General features: G+C 34.7%; 16 protein-coding genes. All 16 read left to right on the forward strand.

Annotation, left to right across the window (positions count from 1 at the left end; translation table 11 throughout):
- Positions 1–106: 106 nt before the first annotated feature.
- The 16 genes from Q2U82_RS10750 (at position 107) to Q2U82_RS10825 (ending at position 25061) form a co-directional block, all read left to right on the forward strand.
- The gene (locus Q2U82_RS10750) at positions 107–400 is read left to right on the forward strand and encodes a hypothetical protein (RefSeq protein WP_410004874.1); all 294 of its coding nucleotides are present in this window, start codon (positions 107–109) and stop codon (positions 398–400) included.
- 7 nt (positions 401–407) lie between these two features.
- Positions 408–800, forward strand: a complete 393-nt coding sequence (locus Q2U82_RS10755; RefSeq protein WP_410004875.1) for a hypothetical protein — start codon at positions 408–410, stop codon at positions 798–800.
- An 87-nt stretch (positions 801–887) separates the two neighbouring features.
- Positions 888–1253 (forward strand): hypothetical protein, encoded by a 366-nt coding sequence (locus tag Q2U82_RS10760; RefSeq protein ID WP_410004876.1) that lies wholly within the window; start codon positions 888–890, stop codon positions 1251–1253.
- Positions 1254–1262: 9 nt separating this feature from the next.
- Entirely contained in the window at positions 1263–3230 is a 1968-nt protein-coding gene (locus tag Q2U82_RS10765; protein WP_410004877.1) for a P-loop NTPase fold protein, read from the forward strand.
- A gap of 96 nt (positions 3231–3326) precedes the next feature.
- Positions 3327–4370, forward strand: coding sequence for a helix-turn-helix transcriptional regulator (locus tag Q2U82_RS10770; RefSeq protein WP_410004878.1), 1044 nt, complete (start codon positions 3327–3329; stop codon positions 4368–4370).
- Between the two features lies 1 nt (position 4371).
- Positions 4372–4785: a hypothetical protein gene (locus tag Q2U82_RS10775; protein ID WP_410004879.1), complete on the forward strand. Its 414-nt coding sequence runs from the start codon at positions 4372–4374 to the stop codon at positions 4783–4785.
- Between the two features lie 98 nt (positions 4786–4883).
- Entirely contained in the window at positions 4884–8537 is a 3654-nt protein-coding gene (locus Q2U82_RS10780) for a DUF6079 family protein (protein WP_410004880.1), read from the forward strand.
- A 146-nt stretch (positions 8538–8683) separates the two neighbouring features.
- Positions 8684–12238: an ATP-dependent RecD-like DNA helicase gene (locus Q2U82_RS10785; protein WP_410004881.1), complete on the forward strand. Its 3555-nt coding sequence runs from the start codon at positions 8684–8686 to the stop codon at positions 12236–12238.
- Between the two features lie 3 nt (positions 12239–12241).
- Positions 12242–14845, forward strand: a complete 2604-nt coding sequence (locus tag Q2U82_RS10790; protein ID WP_410004882.1) for a DNA methyltransferase — start codon at positions 12242–12244, stop codon at positions 14843–14845.
- Between the two features lies 1 nt (position 14846).
- Positions 14847–15119 carry a hypothetical protein gene (locus Q2U82_RS10795; protein ID WP_410004883.1) on the forward strand — a complete coding sequence of 91 codons (273 nt, stop codon included), beginning with the start codon at positions 14847–14849 and terminating at the stop codon, positions 15117–15119.
- Positions 15116–17884, forward strand: a complete 2769-nt coding sequence (locus Q2U82_RS10800; RefSeq protein ID WP_410004884.1) for a DEAD/DEAH box helicase — start codon at positions 15116–15118, stop codon at positions 17882–17884. The genes Q2U82_RS10795 and Q2U82_RS10800 overlap by 4 nt, the downstream gene beginning before the upstream one ends.
- Positions 17877–19325, forward strand: coding sequence for a PglZ domain-containing protein (locus Q2U82_RS10805; protein WP_410004885.1), 1449 nt, complete (start codon positions 17877–17879; stop codon positions 19323–19325). The genes Q2U82_RS10800 and Q2U82_RS10805 overlap by 8 nt, the downstream gene beginning before the upstream one ends.
- 1 nt (position 19326) lies before the next feature.
- A complete protein-coding gene (locus Q2U82_RS10810; protein ID WP_410004886.1) occupies positions 19327–19944 on the forward strand; it encodes a hypothetical protein in 618 nt (205 codons plus the stop codon).
- Positions 19945–20284: 340 nt separating this feature from the next.
- Entirely contained in the window at positions 20285–21451 is a 1167-nt protein-coding gene (locus Q2U82_RS10815) for a reverse transcriptase family protein (protein WP_410004887.1), read from the forward strand.
- Entirely contained in the window at positions 21448–22845 is a 1398-nt protein-coding gene (locus Q2U82_RS10820) for a hypothetical protein (protein ID WP_410004888.1), read from the forward strand. The genes Q2U82_RS10815 and Q2U82_RS10820 overlap by 4 nt, the downstream gene beginning before the upstream one ends.
- Positions 22842–25061, forward strand: a complete 2220-nt coding sequence (locus Q2U82_RS10825; protein ID WP_410004889.1) for a response regulator — start codon at positions 22842–22844, stop codon at positions 25059–25061. Before Q2U82_RS10820 ends, Q2U82_RS10825 begins: the two co-directional genes overlap by 4 nt.
- Positions 25062–25073: the final 12 nt, after the last annotated feature.

Below are 25073 nucleotides of genomic sequence, written 5' to 3' on the forward strand. Positions count from 1 at the left end.
AATATATTTGGTTTCTCCCCTTTTAATTTGTTTCCCAATACGGTTTTCCGTAATGGAAGAAATCAATATTGTATTATTTTCGATCAATTATAACAATCACCCTTGAATGACCAGATACGATTTTGAACATTTGTTCGCTGATGAAAAGCTTATATATGTGGAAAACCATTGCCCTAAGTTGGCAAAGTTTCTAACTTGGTTCGGCCCGCAAAGACACATAACCGTTTATGCAGTTGAAAATTTTTATGCTGAGCTTGTATTCGATTTAGCTAAGCGCAAGGTAGAAGCTATCAATGCTTTTGAAACTGTGGACTACTTAGACAAATACCGCGGGTTTATGGGAAAGATAGAAGGACAAATTAGAGGTTTAAAAAACGATATACACCCCTTGGATCAATAACAAAACTATGGCAGCAACCCAATTAATTGAAACCCTCGCCCAAACAGCAACATTAAAAACCAAACTTCAACAAACCCTTGCTGCCTATCAGAACCTGGATTACCATTTACTGAATGAGATGCTAGATGATGACTGCCTATATCAAGATATGCGGAAAACCTCTTTTATAAGACAACAAAAGAAAATATTTGATTCCCTACGGAAAAAGGGCGATACCAAAATGTTATTCTCCACAAATATCTGTACTAGCTGCCTATGCGGCAAGCCTCTTTTTGTGCTTACGGGTAATCATTCTGGCTTTAAGCACGCCTTGTATTTTGAGTTTACGGGCGATGTGATTACGGATATTTTTAGATGTTCGGAACAATCGGATTGGTTGGATTGGATGGAGCCGTTTTGAGGGATGTTTGATACTTTACCGAAAACTGTAAAATAAATTTTCACTATTAACCTAAACTTAATTTTAGAAAGAGATAACAATAATTATATGCCAGAAATAAAGGACAAAAAATACGGTAAAACACAATTTTATATTGATGGAAATGAAATTAAGGATAAGAAATATGGAACTACTCTATTCTATATAGATTATCCTGAAATTAAGGAAAAAAACAAATATGGTATTACAAGATTTTATATTGATGGCGATGTAATCAAAGAAAAAAACAAATATGGTACTACACGTTATTACATTAACGGAAAGGAAGTAAAGGACAAAAACAAATACGGCAATACGCGATATTATGTTGATGGTGATGAAATTAAGGAAAAAAATAAATATGGTAGTGTGGCATATTATATAGACGGGACCCTTACTCGAGATCAACTCTATGCATTCTTATCAATAATTTAATAAATATAAATGGCAATAAATTTACGCTCCAGTATTACCGATATACCTAGAAATGTTTTAGAAGGAGAACGTGACCAATTTGGTATCCAGCCTTTTGAAGACGGTCTGATTAATTTCATTGAAAACACAAATACGCCTATTACTATAGCGCTACAAGGTGAATGGGGCAGTGGTAAAACATCCTTGATGAACAGTCTTCAACAAAGTTTAAGTGTGGGGGATAACTCAAAATTCCATTCCATTTGGCTAAATACTTGGGAGTACGCATTGATGAATGATGCGCATACCACTCTAATAAATATTTTGGGTTGCCTAATTCAGGAAACTGCAAAAGTTGCCGATATTGATGAATCCAAAACCCAAAAAATGCTTGGAAAGCTTGCGAAATTTAGTAAAGCTGCTGGTTCCTTTGCTATTAAAACCGCTGGAAATAAACTGGCAGATGGAGTTGGAGATTTCGTAAGTGAGCAAATTATTCCTAGTGAAGGTAAATCCACTGTATCGGAAATTAGAAATGAACTTCAAAAAGCTATTAGTGATTGCTGCTCCAATACAGAAAAAAGTAATTTCATTTTCTTTATAGACGATCTTGATCGTATTGATCCTCCAGTTGCCGTTGAACTTCTTGAATTACTAAAAAATATTTTTACATTAAAAAACTGTGTATTTGTATTAGCAATAGATTACGATGTGGTTATTAAAGGACTAGAGCCAAAATTCGGAAAGCTTACCGATTATAATGAGCGGGAATTTAGATCTTTCTTTGACAAAATAATCCAGGTGCCATTTTCTATGCCTGTCAATAATTATAAAATTGATGATTTTTTAAAAGAGAGCCTTCTCAATATCAATTACATTACCACGGAACAAGGCAAAAAGACAGAATTAATTGTCAATTTTACAGATATTGCTAATCTTACAGTTGGTTCAAATCCCCGGGCTTTAAAGCGTATGCTCAACTCTCTTTCACTCATTGGTTGTATAAATGCAGCCAAGAGCAAAAAGATGAAGGAAGAGAATGAGGATGACCAATTACATAGCGACCTCGAAATATTAATAAATTTTGCCCTCGTTAGTATTCAAATTTCTTATCCACCTGTATATAGATTGTTGACTATGTATCCAAATTTTCTACAGTGGAACGAAAGTGTTGCATTACAGATGAACCTTAAGGCGCTGGATGAACAGAGTAGGGAAAAACTTGCCAAAAATCCAGAATTCGATGAAGTTTGGGAGCAGGTATTATTTCGTTTATGTGAAAACGATCCCTATCTTAAGAAGAAAGCGCTGAATATTTCAAGATTGTTAAACACGATTAAAGAAACTGTGATTGAACATGGGGAAAGCGTAGAGGATATTATAGGAGGGATTATCAGTTTATCATCAGTTACGAACTTAGAAGCATTTGATAAAACACCTCAAGAATACCATAGAGGAGAATTGCTAAAAAGTATCAGACGCAGGTTAATACCCGAACTTCAAAAAGAGCTGCCTGAGATTAGTAATAAAATAAAGCCTCAGGGGGCAAGAGTGCAAACCAATGCCTATATCAAGTTTACAGAGAAGGATTGGGGGCATTGGGTAAAATTATTTACTCATCCTCATGAAGGAAAAATACGGTTAATAATTATTTCTACAAAATGGATGTGTTCGGTTAACTATGGAAGTTTTGAAGAAGCGCTTAAAAAAGCGGAATTATGGGAACAGTATGAAATCTTGGAAAGAGATTATAATAATTTTACTACCAAACATTCAGGTTTTGAACAATTACCATTAAACGAACAAATGTCAAAATATGAAAATTGTCACCAGTTAAACCCCCATTTGTACTATGTGCTTCCTAACATAGACGCGTTTAAGGAAGAAGATAATATTAAAAAAATATGTGGAGTAATAGCGGAATTATATGGTTTTTTATTAAGAATGAGTGAGTTAAAAAAGAGTTTGGATAATTATTTTATGAATAACAAAATTTGAAATTAAAAAGCACAAGAGAAAGTAATATTTATGGTTGAAGAAATCCTTTTTAAAAGATTTCAATTTATTAATACCCAACTCCTATAAACAAGGTCAATGTCCAACAGCAAACACGCCCATTACAGATATAATATTTTGGATAAATGCTTCCGACGTCGAGAAAGACCTTTGGGTTTTCAGGAATTAATGGATGTGGTGAATTCAGAAATTGCTGAGGTGTATCCTGGCGAGGGCATTTCAATACGTACCTTAAGAGATGATATACGATTATTCCGAGACTCTGAAAATGGTTTTGGCGCACCTTTGCATGTGGAGCGATATGAAGGGAAAGAGGTGTATGTATATGCTGATCCCAATTTTTCCATAGCGCAGAAAGACCTGCTCTCCTATGAAAAATATTTAATTGAAGCCGCCCAGCAGTTATTGGAACGTTATGATGGACATCCTAAATTTGATAAGCTGGCTGAAGCCTTGGTACTGTTTCAAGAAGAAGCCGGGGCTTCAACAATAGTTGATTATAGCAAGATTTTATTTTATGATAAAAATGAAGCCTATGAAGGGCTACGCCATTTAAAACCCATGTTTTTGGCAATAAAAAATAAAAACGTTTTAAAGATCAATTTTCAGGGATTTGGTGATGCTAAACCACAAGAATATATTTTTCATCCCTACGTATTAAAACAATACAACCAACGCTGGTTTGTATTTGGGTATAATGAAACTGCCAAGATAAACCAATGGAGCATTCCTTTAGATGACCGTCTGAAGGATTTTGAAATACTGAAAGAAAAGGAAATAAAAAATGACCAAACAGATTGGACCCCTTTTTTTAATGAAATGGTTGGTGTTCGAAAGCAAAGCGTGACCCAAATAAAACCCCTCGTAGAAAAAGTGGTATTGCGATTTTCCCCCCAACGATTGCAGTATTTTAAAACAAAACCCATCCATCCGTATTGGGATGAGTTTACAGAAGAAGGCAAAGAGAATCAGGTGTTCTTTGAAACGGTGATCAATCTGGAGCTGATACAGCAGATTTTATCTTATGGGAAGGATGTTGAGGTGTTGGAGCCAGAGGGATTGAAAAACGAGATGAAAGAACATGCGGAGAGAATGATCGATTATTACCAAAATGAGAAGTAATATGAATAACATAATTCAATTTGTCAATACACATCCTCGAAATCGGTTAATTATAGTCCCAAAGGATTTTATAGATGTTCCATATATAGATATCGGAAAATCACTTTCCATAAAACTTCGTGGGGTTCCAGAGGAAAGTCTTCCTAATAATGCTGTTAAATTCTTGGATGAAATTGTAGATTTGAATTTGCAATATTCTGTGGAGTTTGGCAACTATATTGCCATTGAAAATATAGGCATATTGCTCGAGAAAGACCTTAAAATAGATATAAAGAATACTCTACAGAAGTATTCTCGAGATACTGCATTAATTGTAAAGTGGGAGGGTGAAATTGAAGAAAGTAAACTGTACTTTCTTTCGAAAGAACAGGGAGTGGAAATAAACCTAAAAGATATTACTCATATAATTCTATGAATGGATAGAATCAATTTGTAAACAAAATTTAATAAATAAGTTGTTTTAACATTGTTACACTTAGATGCTGAAACACCTTAAAAAAATATTATTTACATATGAAATATAAAGAACTTATAAACTTCGAACCCATCACGGAAATTGTGAAGTTTAGCCGAACAAAAGATTCCGATTACCAAAAATCCCTGATAAAAACATTTGTTTTCTCAGAAACTTTTAAAGACCACCTCATTCCCTTAATGATTCGGAACTTAGACTTTACACAGAGTGGAGAGTCTTTTGGCCTGCAAGTAGTAGGAAACTATGGTACAGGTAAATCGCATTTAATGTCTTTGGTCTCTTTAATTGCTGAAGATGAATCTTTACTTGATCTAGTTAATGAACCAAAGCCAAAGAAAGATTTGTCTACAATTGCAGGGAAATTTAAAGTGCTGCGATTTGAATTGGGAAATACTGAAAGCCTTTGGGAGGTTATAACCTTTCAGATTGAGAACTACCTTAAAGAAATAGGAGTAAAATTCTCATTTGATGGCCATGGACCAAAGCCATATTTCGATAAGTTATTATTGATGATGGCCGAATTTGAAGAGAAGTTTCCGGACAAAGGTTTTATGATAGTTATTGATGAAATGCTCGCTTACCTAAAAGGCCGTAGCGCGGCGGACAAACTCAATCAAGATTTAGGAGTTTTGCAAGCTTTGGGGCAGGCCTGTGACGGCACTAAGTTCAAGTTTGTGTTTGGAGTTCAGGAAATGATTTACCACTCTCCTGAATTTCAATTTGCTGCCGAAATGCTTCAAAAGGTAAATGACCGCTATAAAGACATAATGATTACCAAAGATGATGTGGCTTTTATTGTGAAGAACCGTCTTTTGAGAAAAAATGAACATCAAAAACAAAAGGTAAGAGAACATTTAGATCCATTTCTGAAATTTTTCATTGATATGCACGGAAGAACACAAGACTATGTGGATTTATTTCCTGTGCATCCCACATACTTTGAGAATTTTGAGAAAATAAGAATAGGAAAAAGCCAAAGAGAAATCTTAAAAACCTTATCCAAACAATTTTCTGAATTGCTAGAACAAAATGTTCCAACTGATAATCCCGGGTTGCTTACTTACGATCGGTATTGGGAAGACATGAAAAGAGAACAGGATTTGATGGCTATTCCCGATGTTAGAAGAATAAAGGAAATTACCGATACTATTGAAGATAAAATAGATTCTCATTTCATTGGGGTCCGTGCATCAAAAAAATCTATTGCACAACGTATTGTCAATGCCTGTGCGATTAAATCTTTGCAACAGGAGCTACAAAAGCAAAACGGAACGAATGCCGAACACTTAGTGGATGATTTGTGTCTAACTGATTCATTAGCTAATGACAGGGATTTTCTAATAGACATTATAGATTCTTCTGCTCAACAGATTATCACAGCAACTTCTGGACAGTTTTTCGATCGAAATAATGAAAATGCTGAATTCCATCTGCGTATTGAAGGAGGAATTAATTTTGATCAGAAAATTAAAGATTATGCTGCGACTATGGCAGTCTCCCAAAAAGACGAATACTTCTTTAAATTTCTAGAGGTTAATTTACCCTTAGACCACGATACGTATCGTACTGGGTTTAGAATTTGGGAACATTCTATTGATTGGAAATCACATAAAACCTATCGGGATGGGTATATTTTCTTTGGAAATCCAAATGAAAGGTCCACCACTCATCCAAGGCAACAGTTTTATATGTACTTCATGCCTATTTTCGGGAAATCGAACCGAAATCATGAAGAAGATGAGGTCTATTTTATTTTCGATGATTTATCTCGAGAGTTTAAAGATGTTGTAGTTTTATATGGGGCGGCTTTGGCATTAGAGGTTCGTGCCGATTCTTCCCAAAAAGCTATTTACCGTCAAAAAATTGATGAACTCAATAAAAAGGCCAGAACTTTGTTTGACCAAGAATATGTACAAAGTACAAAAGTAGATTATCAGGGAAAGGAATTGCCTTTGAGTGGTTATCCTTTACCAGGAACGGGTTCTAGTAAAGAGCAGGTGTTTTCTGAAGTGGCCTCTATGGTTTTGGAAGACTGGTTCGAAAATGACCGTCCCCATTACCCAAAATTTTCACAGTTAAACAGTAGTGTAACTAAAGACAACCTAGATCGCTTAATTAAACAAGCTTTACTTAAAGTTGCTTCACCGGAAAAAGATAATCGCGATGCAGAAGGAATTTTAGCAGGCCTCGGATTGTGGGTGCCAGGAATGTTAGATTACAGCCATTCGCCTTATGCGAAAAGTCTCCTTAAGATGCTAAAAGATAAGGGAGAAGGTATGGTGCTGAACAGAGACGAAATAATTAAATACGTTGATAAAAGCGATAACCTTTGGCTTACCAAAGATTTTCAAATTGAAGCAGAATTGGAATTTGTGGTAATGGCCACCTTGGCAGCTTTAGGCGAAATAGATATCACCTTGACTTCAGGGAAGGTAATCAACTCCACTAACCTGAATGAACTTAAAGATATAGACAAACAGGATTACTTTTCGTTTACCCATATCAAGCCGCCAAAAGGTTTAAATCTTGCAGCTTTAAAAATGATGTTTGTAAGTCTTTTAGGTAGGGATTTAAGCAATCAACTAAGAGATCCATCTACTTATACACATTTAGTAAATGCCGCAGGAGAGTGGGCAAAGCGCACAGTGGTTGTGTCAAACACAATACAAGGAGGATATACCTTTAAAGGGGTTGAAATAGTATCCCCAACTGAAGCTGCTAAATACTCAAGAGACTTTTTGTCCTTTTCCAGATTCTGTGATAAACTAACTAACTATACAACAGAAGCAAAAATTAAAAACTTCCAATTTTCCACAGATGAGTTAAACACATTACTTCCTATCAAAACTGAAGTAGAAAACCTGGAAAATAAATTGCAGGCATTAGAGGCTCTTAATGCTGATATATCTTATCTCCAACAGGCCCGACAATATATTACTGATGATGATTTTAAAAATGAAATAACAGATACGCTTAATCAACTAGGTACGATAATATCTAGCAACGATTCAGTAAAAATGACAGGGTATAAATCAAAACTTAATCAATTCAAAGAACGCTATGCAGATTGGTATTTAAGTATGTACCTAAAGTATCGCATTAGCGAGCGAGATAATACACAAAAACACGCTTTGCTGGATTCGGAAGAAAAATCTATAGCGGATATCCTGAAAGTGGCCGATTTCTTACCAACGGCTCAGTATGCAGAATTGGAGCGACAACTCGCAAGTTTAAAGCCTGCCGAAAGCACTGTAAATAAAAATTTGATCTTAACCGCACCCTATCAGGATTTTAATCCCTTGGAATATGAAGGAAAAGAAAGCTTATCGATTAAACAACTAAAGAATTCTTTAAGTGCTTTACTTGAGGAATGGATACATACTCTTAAAGAAACTTTGGAGGATCCAGTTGTAAAGAAGAATATGGGGCTTTTAAATGATAAGCAACAAAAATTACTTATAGGTTTTAAGGCAAATGAGATTACGCTGTCAAAAGAGAATGCTGTTGTTATGCGCAATGCCATTATGGATTTACATCAAGGCTTAGAAAAAGTGGAGCTGAGTTTGGAGGGAATGAAATCTACTTTCAATAAACCCCTGACCCCGGATGAAGCTATTGACGCTTTTCGTGAATATATCAATAACGTTTCCAAAGGAAAGGAAAGAGAAAAGATTAGAATAATATTGAAGTAACGCTGATGAACAAGCCAAAACATATCTCAGCCCGATTGACGTGGCACGTCGATGGTTGGGACGGTACTATTTGTAAAGATCCCGAGGCCAATACATATTGCACAGGACAGTTTTCTTATCCTGGAGAAATGTATGAAAAGAAGCCTATGCAAAAAATTGAAGCAGAAAAATATGCCGGGCGAGCTTGTAGTAAAATCATAGGTGATTATATACCACCTTGCTGTTTTAGTAACAATGCTTTTGGTAAAGAAACTACGGTAGCACAAGTAAACTCACCTTCTTGGTATCAAAACCAAGAAGTTAGAAAATGGGATATGCCTCCTAATACTATAAGTCTATGGCCTTATGAGGAAATGTATTTTGAAGATGACAAAAATGAGGATGGTACTTATAATTATGATAACCGAATCAGCAATGTAAAAACATTTATGAATGAAGTGAAGGAAAACACTTCCCTCATTTTTTATTATAGCAATTACAGTAATCCTCTTTCTACGGAAGACGATAAAAAGTATATTATTGTTGGGTTTGGCCGTGTTAAACAAATCCATGAGTATATGGAATATGAGCATGCAACTCCTGAAGAAAGGAAAAGATATGCGGGGGCTTTCGTTTGGCAGATTCCGATAACCTCAAATTACCCTGAAGAGGGTTTTCGAATCCCTTATCATAAATACAAGGATCAACCAGAGATTCTTGAAAAAATAGCATTTTATCCTGAAAACGCCAGAAACTTTAAATATGCCATGCGTCATATTTCTGATGACGATGCGCTTGAAATTGTAGAGCGCGCTTTAGAAATAATGGATGTGCTGGAATTCGAACTAAACGACACCACAGAAGATTGGGATTCCCGAAGAAAATGGCTTCACCAATTGGTTTCCGAACTTTGGAAAAATAGAGGAAAATATCCTGGTTTACCTCAAGTGATGAACTATTTGGATTTACCTGAACTTACAGATTATTTTAAGTCCGAAACAAATAAAGGAAGAGAAGAGGAGGCGTATTCTGAGATAAACGCTTTCCTCACCGAGAATACCGAAATTAATGGAATTAAGATAGATCCAATCCGACTTGGTAACGTAAGAGACGAATTTGCTTCCAAAGATGATGAAGAAATAAAGTTTTTATTAGAAGTATTACCTCGATTTGAAATTGAAGAGTCCAATAGGTTAAAACAAATTTCTCAAATCATAACTGAGGATAGACAACAAAACGGATTGAATGTTACTATTAACGAGCTTTGCGAAAACCCTTATTTGCTCTGTGAGAAATACGTAGGAAATGGACCCGATGACCAAATAACATTCTCGAAAATCGATCACGGTATGTTACCTGCTCCCGATTTAGGATTAGCTGCATTAACCACTAAAGGAAGTGCTATTCGGTTTAGGGCTCTTTGTCTAAACAAACTTAAAACCATTGCTCCTCATACCTTTTCTGCTGCCGAAATAATTTTGAACGGTGTCAATAAATATATTTCATACCTAAGCGATTGGAGGCAGTTCGAATTTAAAATGAAGAACTTTGATTCCTATGCCACCACATTAAAGGAAGCTTTGGTTCTTAGGGAAGACAAAGACAGCAATCTTTATTTGTATTTAAGAGAAATATTTGATGACGAACGGCTCATAGAAGATAAGGTTAGACAACTTGCAAACCGGCAGATTACAAACTTCAAAAGTCCTGTAACACAAAAAAATTGGGAGAACTTTTTATACGATGGTACTTCCAAAATAGCAGAATTAAATCCAACTGAATACAACACTGCGGTAGAAGCTCAAGCGAGTGTTTGTGCTTCTATTTTTGATAAAGGATTGAGCGTAATATCAGGAGGTGCAGGTACTGGTAAAACAACGGTTGTAAAATCATTGATAAGCGGGATTGAAAAAGCACACGGTGTAGGCACTTCTTTTTTATTATTGGCGCCAACAGGCAAAGCAGCAGACCGTCTACGTGAAAGATCAGGTAAAGAAGCCAAAACAATTCATTCTTTTTTAGCAGAGCGCGGGTGGATGAATGATAATTTTACTTACAAAAGAGAAGGAGGAAAGCAAGAAGAGAATGTTCGCATATTTATTATCGATGAATCTTCTATGATAGACCAGTCTTTAATGGCAACATTGTTTAGGGCCATAAACTGGAATACTGTACAGCGTATTATATTTGTTGGCGATCCAAACCAACTTCCGCCTATTGGGTACGGAAAAGTTTTTGCAGATTTAATAGATTGGCTTCCAGAAGAAAACAAGGGAGTATTAAAAGAAAACTTACGTCAGCGAGAAAATAAATTAGAAGGTCGCGGAACAGGTATCTTAGATTTAGCTTCTGTATTTATCCAAAGTAAAAACGCAGATGAAGATCTTGAGGAAACGGGTACAAAAAAGGCCAAGCAAACAGACTTGCTAAAGCGTATTCAGGAACTTGATTTTTCTGACGATTTAAAAGACATTCAAGTGCATTTTTGGGATTCAGAAAAGGAGTTGAATGACTTAATGTTAAAGACACTAATTCAAGATTTAGAACTTGAGACAGGAATAACATACGATCCGGATAAATCTTGGGAATTGTTAGGCAAAGTATTTCAAGATAAGGAAACCTCCAATATAAAAAGGGCAAATAAGTTTCAAGTCATTTCACCTTATAGATCTGAACTTTTTGGAACAGATGCTTTAAATACATTTTTCCAGAGTTCACTTAATACTCATAATGTCCAAAAACAGCTATTTGTTGATGGAATTAGCATCTACGATAAAATTATTCAATGTCGAAATCGAACAAAGTCAAATCCTATTTACGCATATTTGGCAAAAGAAAATAATACGGTCCCGATTAATATATACAACGGTGAATTAGGTTTCACTCGTTGGCATAATAAGGATAAAAAGGCAATTAAAGATGAAGCCTCTGGAACCTGGTATAATCCTAGATACAGAGCTCCGTTTTTTAGATTGGAGAAATTTACTGTTAATTTTCAAGGAAGAGATGCTCATGTACCTTTTGGTAAAAAGCTAGGTAAATACAAAAATAAGAAGGGTTATTGGTATGATTTACCTCAAGAAAAACCAATTGAAAACCTAGAACTAGCCTACGCCATATCAGTACATAAATCGCAAGGAAGTGAATTTGATAATGTGTTTTTGGTATTACCGAAAAATAAGAAGGCTTTACTTTCAAAAGAATTGATATATACTGCAATTACACGTGCTAAAACCAAGCTTACTATTTTTGCAGAACAGGATATAGGGGCTTTTCTCCAATTGACCCGACCAGAAGCGAACAAGCTTGCCAAAATAAATGCGTCTCTTTTCAATTTTAACCCACTCCCAAAAGAGTTGTTGGTTATGAATGACTGGTATGAGGAAGGGAAAATACACCAAACTCTTTCCGAATATATGGTACGGTCTAAATCTGAGATTATTATAGCTAATATGTTGACGGAGCGCCAAGTTCCTTTCTGGTATGAAAAACCACTGTTTGCACCCGATGGCTCTTTCTATTTGCCCGATTTTACAATTATGGTGCAAGGAGAGGAATACTATTTAGAACACGTAGGCCGCTTGGATTTACCAAAATACAAATCGCATTGGGAAAATAAGAAAAAGTGGTATGATAAATACTTTAAAGGAAAACTTTTGACTACTTATGAAACCCGTACCCTTAGCAACGACATTGACAAAATTATTAAAGACTTAAGTTAATTCATGGATACCAAAACAAATACTAAAATAACCGTCCTAGGCAAAACCTTTAACTCTGAAGAAGAGCGCAGAACCTACTTCCGGGAAGAGCTCCGCAAAAAACTACCAGAACTTAAAAAAATGGAAGGTTTTCCCATTGGGGAAGATGAGGATATTTTAAAGCTTTCCGACCCACCATATTATACAGCTTGCCCAAACCCGTGGTTGAATGATTTTATAGAGGAGTGGGAGGAAGAAAAAATTGAATTGGAGAAACAGGGCAAGCGGACGGAGAATTTTGAAATTGAGGAACCTTACGCCGCAGATGTTAGTGAAGGTAAGAATAACCCTATTTATATGGCCCATTCTTATCATACTAAAGTTCCGCATCCAGCTATTATGAGGTATATTTTGCATTATACGCAACCAGGTGATATTATATATGATGGATTTGCTGGAACTGGAATGACGGGTGTGGCGGCTTCAATGTGTGAAAATCCAGATAGAGAATTTAAATGCAATATTGAAAATTTATTTTCAAATATAAAGTGGGGTAAAAGGAATTCGATTTGCAGTGATCTTAGTCCCTATGCATCTTTCATTGCAAATGGATATAATAGTGTCGTTGATAGTGAAGAATTCTTGGACAAATGCTTGTCAGCTATTTCCTCTCTCGAGGAAAAATATGATTGGCTTTATTCTACACAAGTTAATAATGTTACCGCAAAGATTAATTATGTTTTATGGAGTGAAATATTGAAGTGTAAAAGCTGTGGAAATCAACAACCGTCATGGGATCCTAATGATTTTGATTATTTTCAATTTGAAAAAGATACACAATGTTTGAATTGTGGTTCTATTGGGAAAGATAACTTTTCTATTGTCATGGAAACCTACTTTGATGAAATTTCCAATATCGCCGCAACAAAGAAAAAATATTCTCCAGTGGTAATTAACTATATTATAAATGGAAAACGGGGGTTTAAGAAGCCTGATTTAAAAGATTTAGAAATTATTGATGAAGTTTCCAAAATTATCAAAGAGTTTAAAACCAAAATTGCAGCAATTGCGATAGAAAAAGGAGATAAAACAAATGAATTATTAAGAGATAACTGGTCGTATATTCATCGACTATTTACACCTAGGAATTTAATTATATTAATTGAATTATGGGAATCTTTAGACTTTGAAAGAGGAAGAATGTTAGTAACCTCAACATTAACAAAAACATCTTCAATTCTTCATAATGTGGGCTTTAAAAAAGGTAAGATTAATCTTGCAGGTGCGTTACCTAATGCACTTTATGTGCCTGGAATCTTTGCAGAAAGAAACCTATTTGAATTACATCGCTCAAAATTAAAAGACTTGTCTTTTAAAGGAGTGTCAACCCGAGGAATAGTACAAACTTCTTCCGCAACAAATCTATCTACGGTTAATAATAATTCAATAGATTATATTTTTACAGATCCTCCTTTTGGAGCAAATTTGATGTATTCAGAATTAAACTCGATACATGAAGGATGGTTAAAAGTTAAAACAGCTACAAAGGATGAAGCGATAATTAATCGATCCCAAAACAAAAAACAATCACAATACCTTGAGTTAATGCAGAATTCATTTTTAGAGTACTACCGAATACTAAAGCCAGATGGATGGATGACGGTTGAGTTTAGTAGTACTAAAGCTGAGATCTGGAATATTATTCAAACAGCCTTAGTAAGGTCAAACTTTATTGTTGCATCAGTTGATGCCCTAAATAAAGGACAAGGAACGTATAATTCACAAACTAATCCGACATCTGTTAAACAGGATTTAATAATTTCCTGTTATAAACCCTCATCAGAATTTGACAAAAAATTCCAGCAACATCAAAGTTCTGAATTAGCAGTTTGGGATTTTGTAGAAGAGCATTTAAACCACTTGCCTATTCATTTAGTATTAGGTAATTCAACTACCGCTATTATAGAACGTAGTCCAAAAATATTGTTTGATAGGCTAATTGCTTTTTATGTACAGAGAGGACTGCCAGTACCTATAGATGCAGGTAAATTTCAACAAGGCCTACGGGAGCGATTTATAGAACGTGATGGTATGTTTTTCACCAATGAACAAGTACAAGAATACGATAAAAAGAAGAAGGATAATCCAGAGTTTATACAATTGTCACTATTGGTTTCATCAGAACAGGATGGCGTATTGTGGTTAAAGAATTTTTTGGTAGATAAAGCTTTGACTTATCAGGATATCCAACCTCATTGGATGCAGGCATTGGCTGGCGTTAGAAAAGGAGACCTTATTCCGGAGCTGGCAACCATCTTGGAAGAAAACTTTTTAAAAGATGAAGCAGGAAAATGGTATGCCCCCGATCCAGAAAACGAAGCAGATTTAGAAAAGCTGCGTAAAGGACGACTGTCGCGATTGTTTGAAGGCTATAAAAAAGAAATTGAAAACCCACGCACGAAAATTAAAGAAGTGCGCGTAGAAGCCTTACGCGAAGGATTTAAACAATGCTATCAGGATAAAGATTTTAAAACCATTATAGCTGTTGGGGATAGAATACCTAATAACCTATTGATGGAAGATGAGGTGTTGTTACAGTTTTATGATATAGCGAGTTCAAGAGTTTAATATGAATGGTGTTGAGCAGTTTATTAAAGCAATAGAGAGCAAAGGTTTAATTTGCCCTCAGCCTATGCATTGGAACGATTTTTATTTAAAGTTTCAGAGTCGAATCGAGATGCCGAAGCCATTAATATTGGCTGCTTGGGTGCATTGTTCCGATGCTGAAAAATCAAACCGGTTTAAGGAACAATTAAACCTGCTTGATAAAAATGATTTAGGATTAGAGGCCTTAGCTTTTTTGGAAGGACTGACAACTTCTCAATGGCATAAAAAACAATGAATTACAAAGGAAAACCCTGTGAAATAGTCGGTGAAAAGGAAGTATTTGGGCAGCGCATCGCTTGGATCCGGCTTATTGACGACAATAGTTTTCTGGAAGTGCCCTATGAAGATTTGGAGAAATCACAATCCAAATATTCACTTGCTTATTTGCGCTTTATCGCTATTGCAGCTAAAATAAAGGATGAGGTAGCCAAGAAAAACCTTCTTGCGCCTTATGAAAGTAGTTTAATACCACTGCCACACCAAATTTTGGTTTTGGAGAAGGTAATGCAATCGCAACAAAATCGTTTTTTACTGGCGGATGAAGTAGGAATGGGAAAAACTATAGAAACAGGTTTAATACTTAAAGAACTAAAATTACGAGGAGAAATAAAGCGCACTTTGGTCATAGTTCCTAAATCTTCCATGATGCAATGGCAAAGTGAGCTTAAAGATCATTTTAATGAGGTTTTTCATTTATATGATTCAGAAATGATTACCTCTATGACGCGCACATTTTCCAATATCAACGCTGATGAGGAATTTAATTTCTGGACTCAGCACAACCAAATAATTGTTTCTACCGATGCGCTTAAACCATTAGAAAAACGACAAGGCTGGTCGCAGGATAGAGTTGATGAATATAACAAATATCGAATGACTGCCGTATTGGATGCAGATTTTGATATGGTTATCATAGATGAAGCCCATAAAATGGGTGGCGCCACTTCCACAGTATCCCGCTATATCCTTGCCCAAGAACTTTGCAATACGGTACCAAACGTATTGCTGCTTACCGCCACCCCACATAGGGGAAAAGAGGACCACTTTAGAAGAATACTTCAATTGCTTGACCCGGATGCCTTTGCCGGAGAAGGATTGCCAAATATTGAGGAGTTAGAACCTTACGTAATCCGTACAGAAAAACGTTTTGCTGTAGATTACGAAGGTAAAAAGCTTTTCACAGAAAGACATACCCATCGGCTTGATGTGTTTTTGGACATCAATAAGCACCAAAAGCAAATGGCTTTATACGAAGCCGTCACCGACTATGTGCGAAAGGGATTCAATACTGCCAAACAGACTAAAAATAATGCAACCGGGCTAATTATGATACTGTTCCAAAGGCTGGTAAGCAGTTCTACTGCCGCTATACTTTCTGCAATGAAAGGACGTTTGGAACGCTTAAGATTGGGAGAGGAAAATCATTTGGAAGATTACTCCAATGAGATTGATAATCGGGTGGATGATTATGGAGAGGAAGTTGATTTTGAAGATATTTATCAGTACGATCCGCGAGGATTTGAAGATGAGGAAGCCTTGCTTACTGCATTGATTGAACAGGCAGAAAACTGCATGCGAACTGAGAATGATGCAAAAGCAGATGCCTTGCACCATAAACTTTTGGAACTGCAAGGAGAACTTAATGATCACAATTTAAAAGTTTTGGTATTTACCGAGTTTAGAACAACGCAAAAAATGCTTTGTGATTTTCTTCGCAAAAAGGGATATAAGGTAGCATTTATACATGGAGGACAAGATATTGATGAAAGGAAAAGAGCGCTACTACAATTTAAAAATGAGTCTCAGATTCTAATTGGTACTGATGCGGCTGGAGAATCGCTGAATATGCAGTTTTGCAATATCGTGGTAAACTACGACCTTCCTTGGAACCCAATGATGATAGAACAACGCATTGGAAGGGTTGACAGGATTGGGCAGAAGAAGAAGGTTCAAGCATACAATATGCTTACCAACAACAGTGTGGATTTGCGTGTTTATGAAGTAATAGAGGAAAAACTCAATAACATAATTGAACAACTCGGCATCGATAAAACTTCTGATGTGCTTGACTCTGCTCTCGACCTTAAAAAGGTCAATAAGTTATATCTGCAAAGTTTGTTAAATCCCGAACGCTTTGACTTTGCTAGTGACCAATGGTTAAATGAAATTAAAGGAAAACTAAAAGAATATAAAAGTACTGAGGGGGTGCTGCCACAAGTAGATGCTACTGAAATCAATTATAAGAAAGCTGCGGAAATCAAACACAGCCCATTACCTTATTGGTTGGAAGCATTAATAGAACAATACACTATAACCCAAAATGGCTCTGTAATTAAAAATTATGCAGGCTATTCCGAGGTGCATCTCCAAAATAAAACTAAAAAGATTTCCTTTGATGCTGAGGTATCATTAGATAACCCTGGTGTGGAGCACATAAGCCTACAACACGATTGGATAAGGAAAATATTGAATGGAATTGGGGAATTTGATCAGAAGAATGGTATACCTGTCATTACTTCTGAAAATGGTGAAGAAACTCCTGGGTACTGGAGTCTATGGCAGATAAGAGCCAAGAACAATTTTGAAAATAAAACCCAATATCAAGGCTTCTTTATTGCCGACAACGGAAAACAATATATTGCTTATGCCAATGATATTTGGAATAGGTTGATAGCAGGTACAACTAACTTTACATTGATTGAAACTCAAACAGACCAGAATATTTCTGAAATAGAAAAAACTTTAAATGATTCTTTATTTATAGTTTTTCAAAATCTCGAGGTGGAGATATTAAATAATATGGCATCCAAGAAAGAAAATCGAATCAATTCATATAAGTTTCAAAAATCGAGAATCAATAAAATAGGAATCGAGAATATTCGACATTCAAAACTCACTAAACTGGAAAAAGAACACGAAGCTTGGATGAAAGAATTTAAAATGGAAAACAAAGTAATACCTGGCATTAAACAACTTCTAACTATACGCATAAATGGCTAAAGGTATTATCCAACATATAGTCAATGATTTAAAAAGTTACTCTTCGGAAGTTTTGCTTATCGAGAATTCTGATAAATTTTTACTGCGAGAAGATGTCCTCATTACAATGCAGACTTATGGCATTCGCATAGCGAGTGACAGTAAAGTGAATCGTCGCATTGCTTTTGAACTGAGGAAAGAAGATGAAATTCTGCTGTTGCTCAGTAGGGATAATTCAGACTATTTAGAGGATATTATAAAAAAATCTGTGGCAGTTGAATTTAACCTTAAAACGTATTTTGGTGGATACCATATTCCCTCTATTAAAAAGTTAGATTTAAAGTTCTTGGATATTCTTTTTAGTCAAGAACAGATAGTTGCACTAAACAGGACAGGCACACTAAAGCTAATTGAGAACATTCAAAAGGAAGATTCTCCAAAAACTGAAATAAGTTTTGATATACCAACATTTATTGAAAAGTTAAGCAGTCAACTCAGCGGGCCAACAATTGATTGGCCAGAGGGATGCAAAATGATTTCTAAAGCTGTTATAAAGGCGATTAAAACTTCCCAAGTAGAGGAGTTGATATCCCAACTGGAAAAAGCAAACAATGCTTTTCAGAAAGATATAGAAAGTTCATATCAACAGACCAAAAACTCAAGTGCAATCAAAAAACCAAAGATTGTTTCTAAAATCTTAGAATATCTTAGTTTCAATTTTCAAGCTAATAAAGTTGCGCTTATTGTGGTTGATGGTCTTGCATTTTGGCAGTACGAACTTTTAAAAAGTAAGCTTCCGCTTGCCAAAAGTGAAGACGTTATTTATTCTTGGCTACCGTCCATCACCCAGCTTTCCCGACAAGCGATATTTAGGGGAGAAAGTCCGTTAAAGAATTATAGACAGGGACCAATAAGTGAGGAGAAGCTTTGGAGGGATTATTGGAAAGCCAATGGTGTAAATGAGTTTGAGATTCGATACAATCATGAAAAGATTGATTTATCCAATTTAAAAAATATAACCAAATTTGCCCTTGTCTTTAAAGATTTGGATGAAAAGATGCACAGCTCCACAGATTATAAAGATTTATATGACCTTACTGAAAATTGGATTGAGCGAAGCGATATCGCCAATGTAATTAAAACGCTTAAGGAAGAAGGGTTTGCAGTATTCTTGACCACTGATCACGGCAATATACAGGCCAAAGGGTGGAGAGGATTGCAAGGTCGAGAGAAATTAGGTACACAACAATCAGGAAGCAGAAGTAAAAGACACTTGGAATATACAGACCAATGGTTGGTTGATGAATTCTTAGAAAATAATCCAGATTTGCGAGAGTCTTTAGCAACAGAAAACCAATCTATTTTTATTAAAGATAACCTTAGCTTTTCAACGGAAGATACATTAGTCACGCATGGTGGAGCGCATCTTTTGGAAGTGTTAATCCCATTTATTGAAATTTAGAATGAAGAATAAGTCAATCGATATAAACCAAAGAATACCTTTAGACACTCTCTATATTGCGTTAGAAAGTTATTTAGATTCTAACTATAGCAATGACTATGTGTTGGAACAACTGCGGTTAGAGTTTGAGGGGGAGAATAGATTGAAAAAAGCCTTGCGGATAGTGAATAAGATAATTCAAAAAAATCCTTTGAATGAATTATTGATTGAGAGAAACAAGGAAGTAAAGACAGCAATTAAAAAGAAGGTAGATAGAGATATTATATTAATTGCCTTATTAAATAGTGCCTTTCCATTTTCATTTGATGTATTACAGACCTTTGGAAAGTTTTTTACAGTACAGGAATTAGTCAATACAGAAACTATAAAAAAATCTATTTCCAATACCTATGGAGGTAATAGAGCCACGGAAAATGCTATTTACAGTGTTGTTCCAATGTTTTTAGAAGCGGGTTTTTTTAAGAGACCTAAGAATGGAATTTATGAATGGACTGGAGTATTATCTAGTACGAATGCAATTACAAATGAAATTTATATTGAATCTTTTAAGGTGAATAATTCAATGGTATCTGCATCAGATATGCATTTGAGAGACCCATATTTTAGGTTCATAAATTAAGATGTTAAAAGTGCAAATACTCTGCACAGCAGTGTCTAATATTTGCATCAGTTCTTTGAAAAACCTAGACCAAAATTATTGAACGCGTATGCTGGTTCTGATTAGCTCGGGACAACGATCGGCATACAGGCCCAATCTTTTGATTGGGATGAATGTAAGTAAGTCATTTAGTCATTGCTGTTTTTAAAACCACAAAAAATGGCTCTTTGTTAAAATTGATTTCTTATTTATTTTTATTTATATAGGATTGCTTTAAATGATCTTGAAGTTTTTCTGTATAATTTGATTTAAAGTACATACATAAAGAATAAAGGTTTAGGTTTTCAGGGGGCTTTATATTATGAAATTAAGTCAACCACATATCGATCACATTAAGTCTCAATTTAGTGCGCTAAACACTAAGGAGGACTTGGTGGTTTTAATCAATGAGGTGAACTGTATTCTTTACGGAGAGGATTATCAGAGACTGAATTTGAATCGACTATCCTATTACAGCAATCCAAAGCTTTCCAAAAGAAGATATTCTTCATTTACCGTAAAGAAAAAAAGTGGAGGTGAACGTATTATCCATGCTCCCGTAAACGGTCTTAAACACATTCTAAGGCCTCTTAACGTCATATTAAACACTATTGCGGAACCGCATTTTAAAGCAACAGGTTTTGTGCCGGGAAAATCGATAGTGGACAATGCCAAACAACATGTTAGGAATCATTACGTGTATAATATAGACCTAAAAGACTTTTTTCATTCTTTCGATAGAAGTTGGGTGAAATATGGCTTTATGAAGCCACCATTTAATCTGGGTAAAGAAAGAGAAGAACTCGCTTTTTTGTTGGCTAGTCTTTGTACACACCCATTTGAGGTAGATGGAGAAATGAAAACCGTTTTGCCACAAGGAGCGCCCACCTCTCCAACCCTAACCAATATTCTTTGTGTAAAGATGGATAGACGTCTTCATGGTTTGGCAAAACGCTTTAATATTACATATACCAGATATGCAGATGATATTACTTTTTCTTCCCAAACCAATGTGTTTAAAAAGCAAGAGTTTTTGGAGGAATTGCACCGCATTATTGAAGACCAAAAGCTGGTAATCAACCCAGCGAAAACGAGAATCCAAAAAGCAGGCTTTCGTCAAGAGGTAACTGGTTTGTCTGTAAATACTAAGGTCAATGTAAATACCCGCTATATAAAGCAACTGCGGATGTGGTTGTACTATTGGGAGAAATATGGCTATACGAAAGCCGATGCCATTTTTAAAGGGGATTATGCACTAGATAAGGGCCATATTAAAAATGGAACTCCCGGATTTGAGAATATACTTATGGGAAAACTGGAGTATTTAAAGATGGTGAAGGGGGAGAAGGATGCTACTTACAGGAAGTTGAAGGCGAGGTTTGAGAAATTGATGAGTAAGAATTCTGAGGAGGAGAAAATACTACGAATATGGGAAAGTGAGGGGATTGAAAGGGCTATGGAATTATATAACGCAGAGGTATCACTATGAATAAATTTCAATTTATAAAGGAGCTATTGGATACAAAAAAGTTCAATCCACAGCAAAAGGAACGGTTTTTTAAATTGGTGAGTGCTGAGCTGGAGAATGTAGGTGATCGTGACCAAAAGATTCATGAGGATATTCTGTTGATTAAAGATAGATTAGGTTTAAGGGAGGAGAAATTATCTTTAAGAGGTAGGTTTGATGTTTTATGGGAACAAACGAAATTAAAAAATAAAACAGGGGAAGACAATGATGTAGAAAAAAAAAATACTGGGTTTGCGGTTGATCTTGATGGAACCCATGTTGAGGTGGATATCCCAGATGATTTCGCTCCTTTTGATGTGAAGGCATTAATTGGTGAGGAAGCTTATACTGAAATGATGGAAGAAGCTGGTCTGGAGATAAACACAAAAGGAAATAACACAAGTGACTCCAAGTTATCCAGATATATTGATCCCAAGGGGTTATCTGTGTTTTTGTTGGCATATAATCAAGATTCTGTTTTGAAATATACCTGTCATCAAATCGACGATATTGATATTATAAATCGATTTCTTGAAGAGCATAATTTGAAAGAATATGATGTTAAAATACATCAAGAAAAAATTAATGATGCATTTATAGACTTGTTAAAACACCATAAAATCAATACTAAGATTTATTCATTGATTAACACCTATTTAAATGGAACTAAGCCGTGGTCTTCAGATAAGATTATAGTTAATTGGAAGTCTCCTGAAATGTTTAAGTGGTGTGAAGCAAATGAAAATATGGTCCCGCATCCGGGGTTGAATCTTTCAAATTTATATCGATCTCGTGGTTATGAGTTTACTTCTTTTAGATCCAAAATCACTGGACAAAGAATTAAATCGTTTTCGCAATTGGTTATTCATTTTAAAAATTTATTCCACATAAGAGCTGACAATTCTTTGAAAGATTTAATTGAATATAGAAATAAGGAAAAATGGAATGACCAAGTAAATTTTGAGATCGATAGCACTTCATTTTGGACAAACATAGAAATGTTTACTGATGTAGATAAGTTATTACAGGCTTATGATAACGTTATTTCTATGCTTTTAACTTCTGCTAATAAATTCAATTTACCTAAGCCAAATGTTAAGCTTAATTTTATAGAAGATGAAAAGAATATTAGCTTATCCATACATCATAAAAATACAGTATTTAAAAAAACTGGAAATAATTTAGTTAATAGAATTGGCGAGAATCATACTGAGCTTATAAATAATCTCATTAATGGGCTTTGTGATTTATATTTAAATGCAGACTTTGATAATAATGAATATGGGCATATTAACTTATGGAATGGCAAACCAAGAAAAATAACTCCATTAGAAAAATTCGAAGGAGTTGAACATATATTACTTTTTAAACTATGATTTATTTAATAGACGATAAACGAAATAGGCAATCTGACTACGGATGGGATAAAAAATTATTTCAAAAGTATTCTGATATAATTACACCGGTCTATTTATACGACGAAATAAAAAATATTTCTAGTCAAAAGATGCTATCTCCAGAAAATATTGTGTTGTTTCATGAATCCTTTTTTGATAGTGTGGATAATGAGCATAGAAAAAACGGATTAGAGATTCGAAAAAGTTTGAATAAATTATCTGAGGAAAATAAAGATTTTATGTTGTCATTTTTCAGTGGCTCCAAGAATTCACGAAAACTAAACCAAAACATTTCCTATTTGCCGGTTTCAACCTTATATCAGAATTTGGAAGTTTTTATAAAAAAAACTAAAGAAGGGAAGAAGGATTTTCGATACCTCTTGTTTGGAGAAAATCCTAATATAGAATCAGAATTATTACAAAAGCTTACCGAAGCCAATAATTTAATTGAGAATGGTGTTCGAGCGTCTGTAAACAAAAATTTTTTAGCAAAATCGCTCGAAAATGAAATTGATGATGTTTTTATTGAGGCAGACACAGGCACTTTTTTTCTTGATGAAAAAAATAATTTTTTAATTACAGATGAATATCTACATGATAATGTTATTGGATGGTTTTCAGATAAAGAATACGATAATATTTTTCTGCCTCTTTGCTTTGGTAACACCTTATCTGATTATAATGGATTAAGGTTTGCCACCCATATTAGATGTACAGATACTCCGAATCAGTTGACAAATATATTCATATATGGTTTTGTTGGCTATGACTATATTTTTAAAAATGAATATTTTGATGTTCTAAAAACTAAGAATATTTTTTTAATTGACTATAAAAAAGAAGCTTTCTTAAAGGCTGAAAATTTAACTATCGATAACTTTAGTAGAAATGAATTGGCCCGTGAAATTAAAAAAATTTCTTTAAAAGTTCCCCAGAATTATGAGGATAATCATAGTGTTGCAAATGAATGGGGGATTTATAAATGGTCGAGGACAATTAATGCTAAAAATGATGACATTCTGAATATCGAAAAAAAATTCGAAAATGTTCTGTATTTTAAATATTTAAAAACAATTTATCCCATAAATATCTCTGAGGTTTTAACCGAAGACAAATTAAAACTTGAGTATAAAGGTAATCCAACTATTTTGTACATAGATGATGATGCAAATAAGGGGTGGAGGGAGATTTTTGAAAAGATAATGTTTGAAGTAAATGATATCGATTTTCTACACCTTGATGATGAATTTAATGAGAAGTCAAAAAAAGAGATCATTGATATTTCCATGAATACAATAAGAGAAGAAAATGCAGATATAGTTATTCTAGACTTTAGATTACATAAAGATGATTTTTTGCAAACATCTATTGAGGATGTTACCGGTTATAAAATTCTAAAAGAAATAAAGGAATACAATAAGGGAATTCAAGTCATTATTTTTTCAGCAACAAATAAAATCTGGAATTTACAAGCTTTACAGAAAGCTGGAGCGGATGGTTTTATTATTAAGGAATCACCGGAAACAAGTTTAATTAATGGTTTCACCATTCAATCTTTGGAAAACATGCTGGATACCATAAATTTAAGTCTAGAGCGTGGTTTTTTAAAGGATTTCTATACTAGATTTGGAGAATTAACAAAAGAATTAATTCCAAGAAAGGATTTTAAAAAATCACCCAAACCTCTTCCAAAGGAATTTGTAAATGAGACACTTAAATGGTTGGAATTGAGCTGTGATGTTCTTGCACACGATATAAGAGAGGTAAATGTCACTTCTTCCTTTTTATTTATGTTTTCCGTTCTTGAAAACTTGGCTAATTGGGTAATTGATAAGGATAATCCAAAGGAGGTGATGTCTTCATCTAATCACCGATCCCAAAAAAAATTCGAATTCGAGTTCAGAAAAAACACTCAAAAGCTTAAGTATTTTAAAGAGAATCTGGATTTAGTAAGATATGAGAAAACCAATATTAATTTACAATCAAATAGGAGTCTACCATGGACAGCTAAAATTTTAAATACACTTGATTTCATTAATAATGGCGAATTGCCTGACATAACTCTCAGTGAGATTATAACAAAAAGGAATGATATTGTCCACGCTAACGCTACAACAGGAAATGTTATTGAGTTATCAAAAGATATGTTGATCACACTGAACGAGATTTTGTATAAAGGGTTAAAGGGTTTATAGTTAATTTTTTTC

It is taken from the genome of Aequorivita nionensis (genome assembly GCF_046352995.1).
Classification (GTDB): domain Bacteria; phylum Bacteroidota; class Bacteroidia; order Flavobacteriales; family Flavobacteriaceae; genus Aequorivita; species Aequorivita nionensis.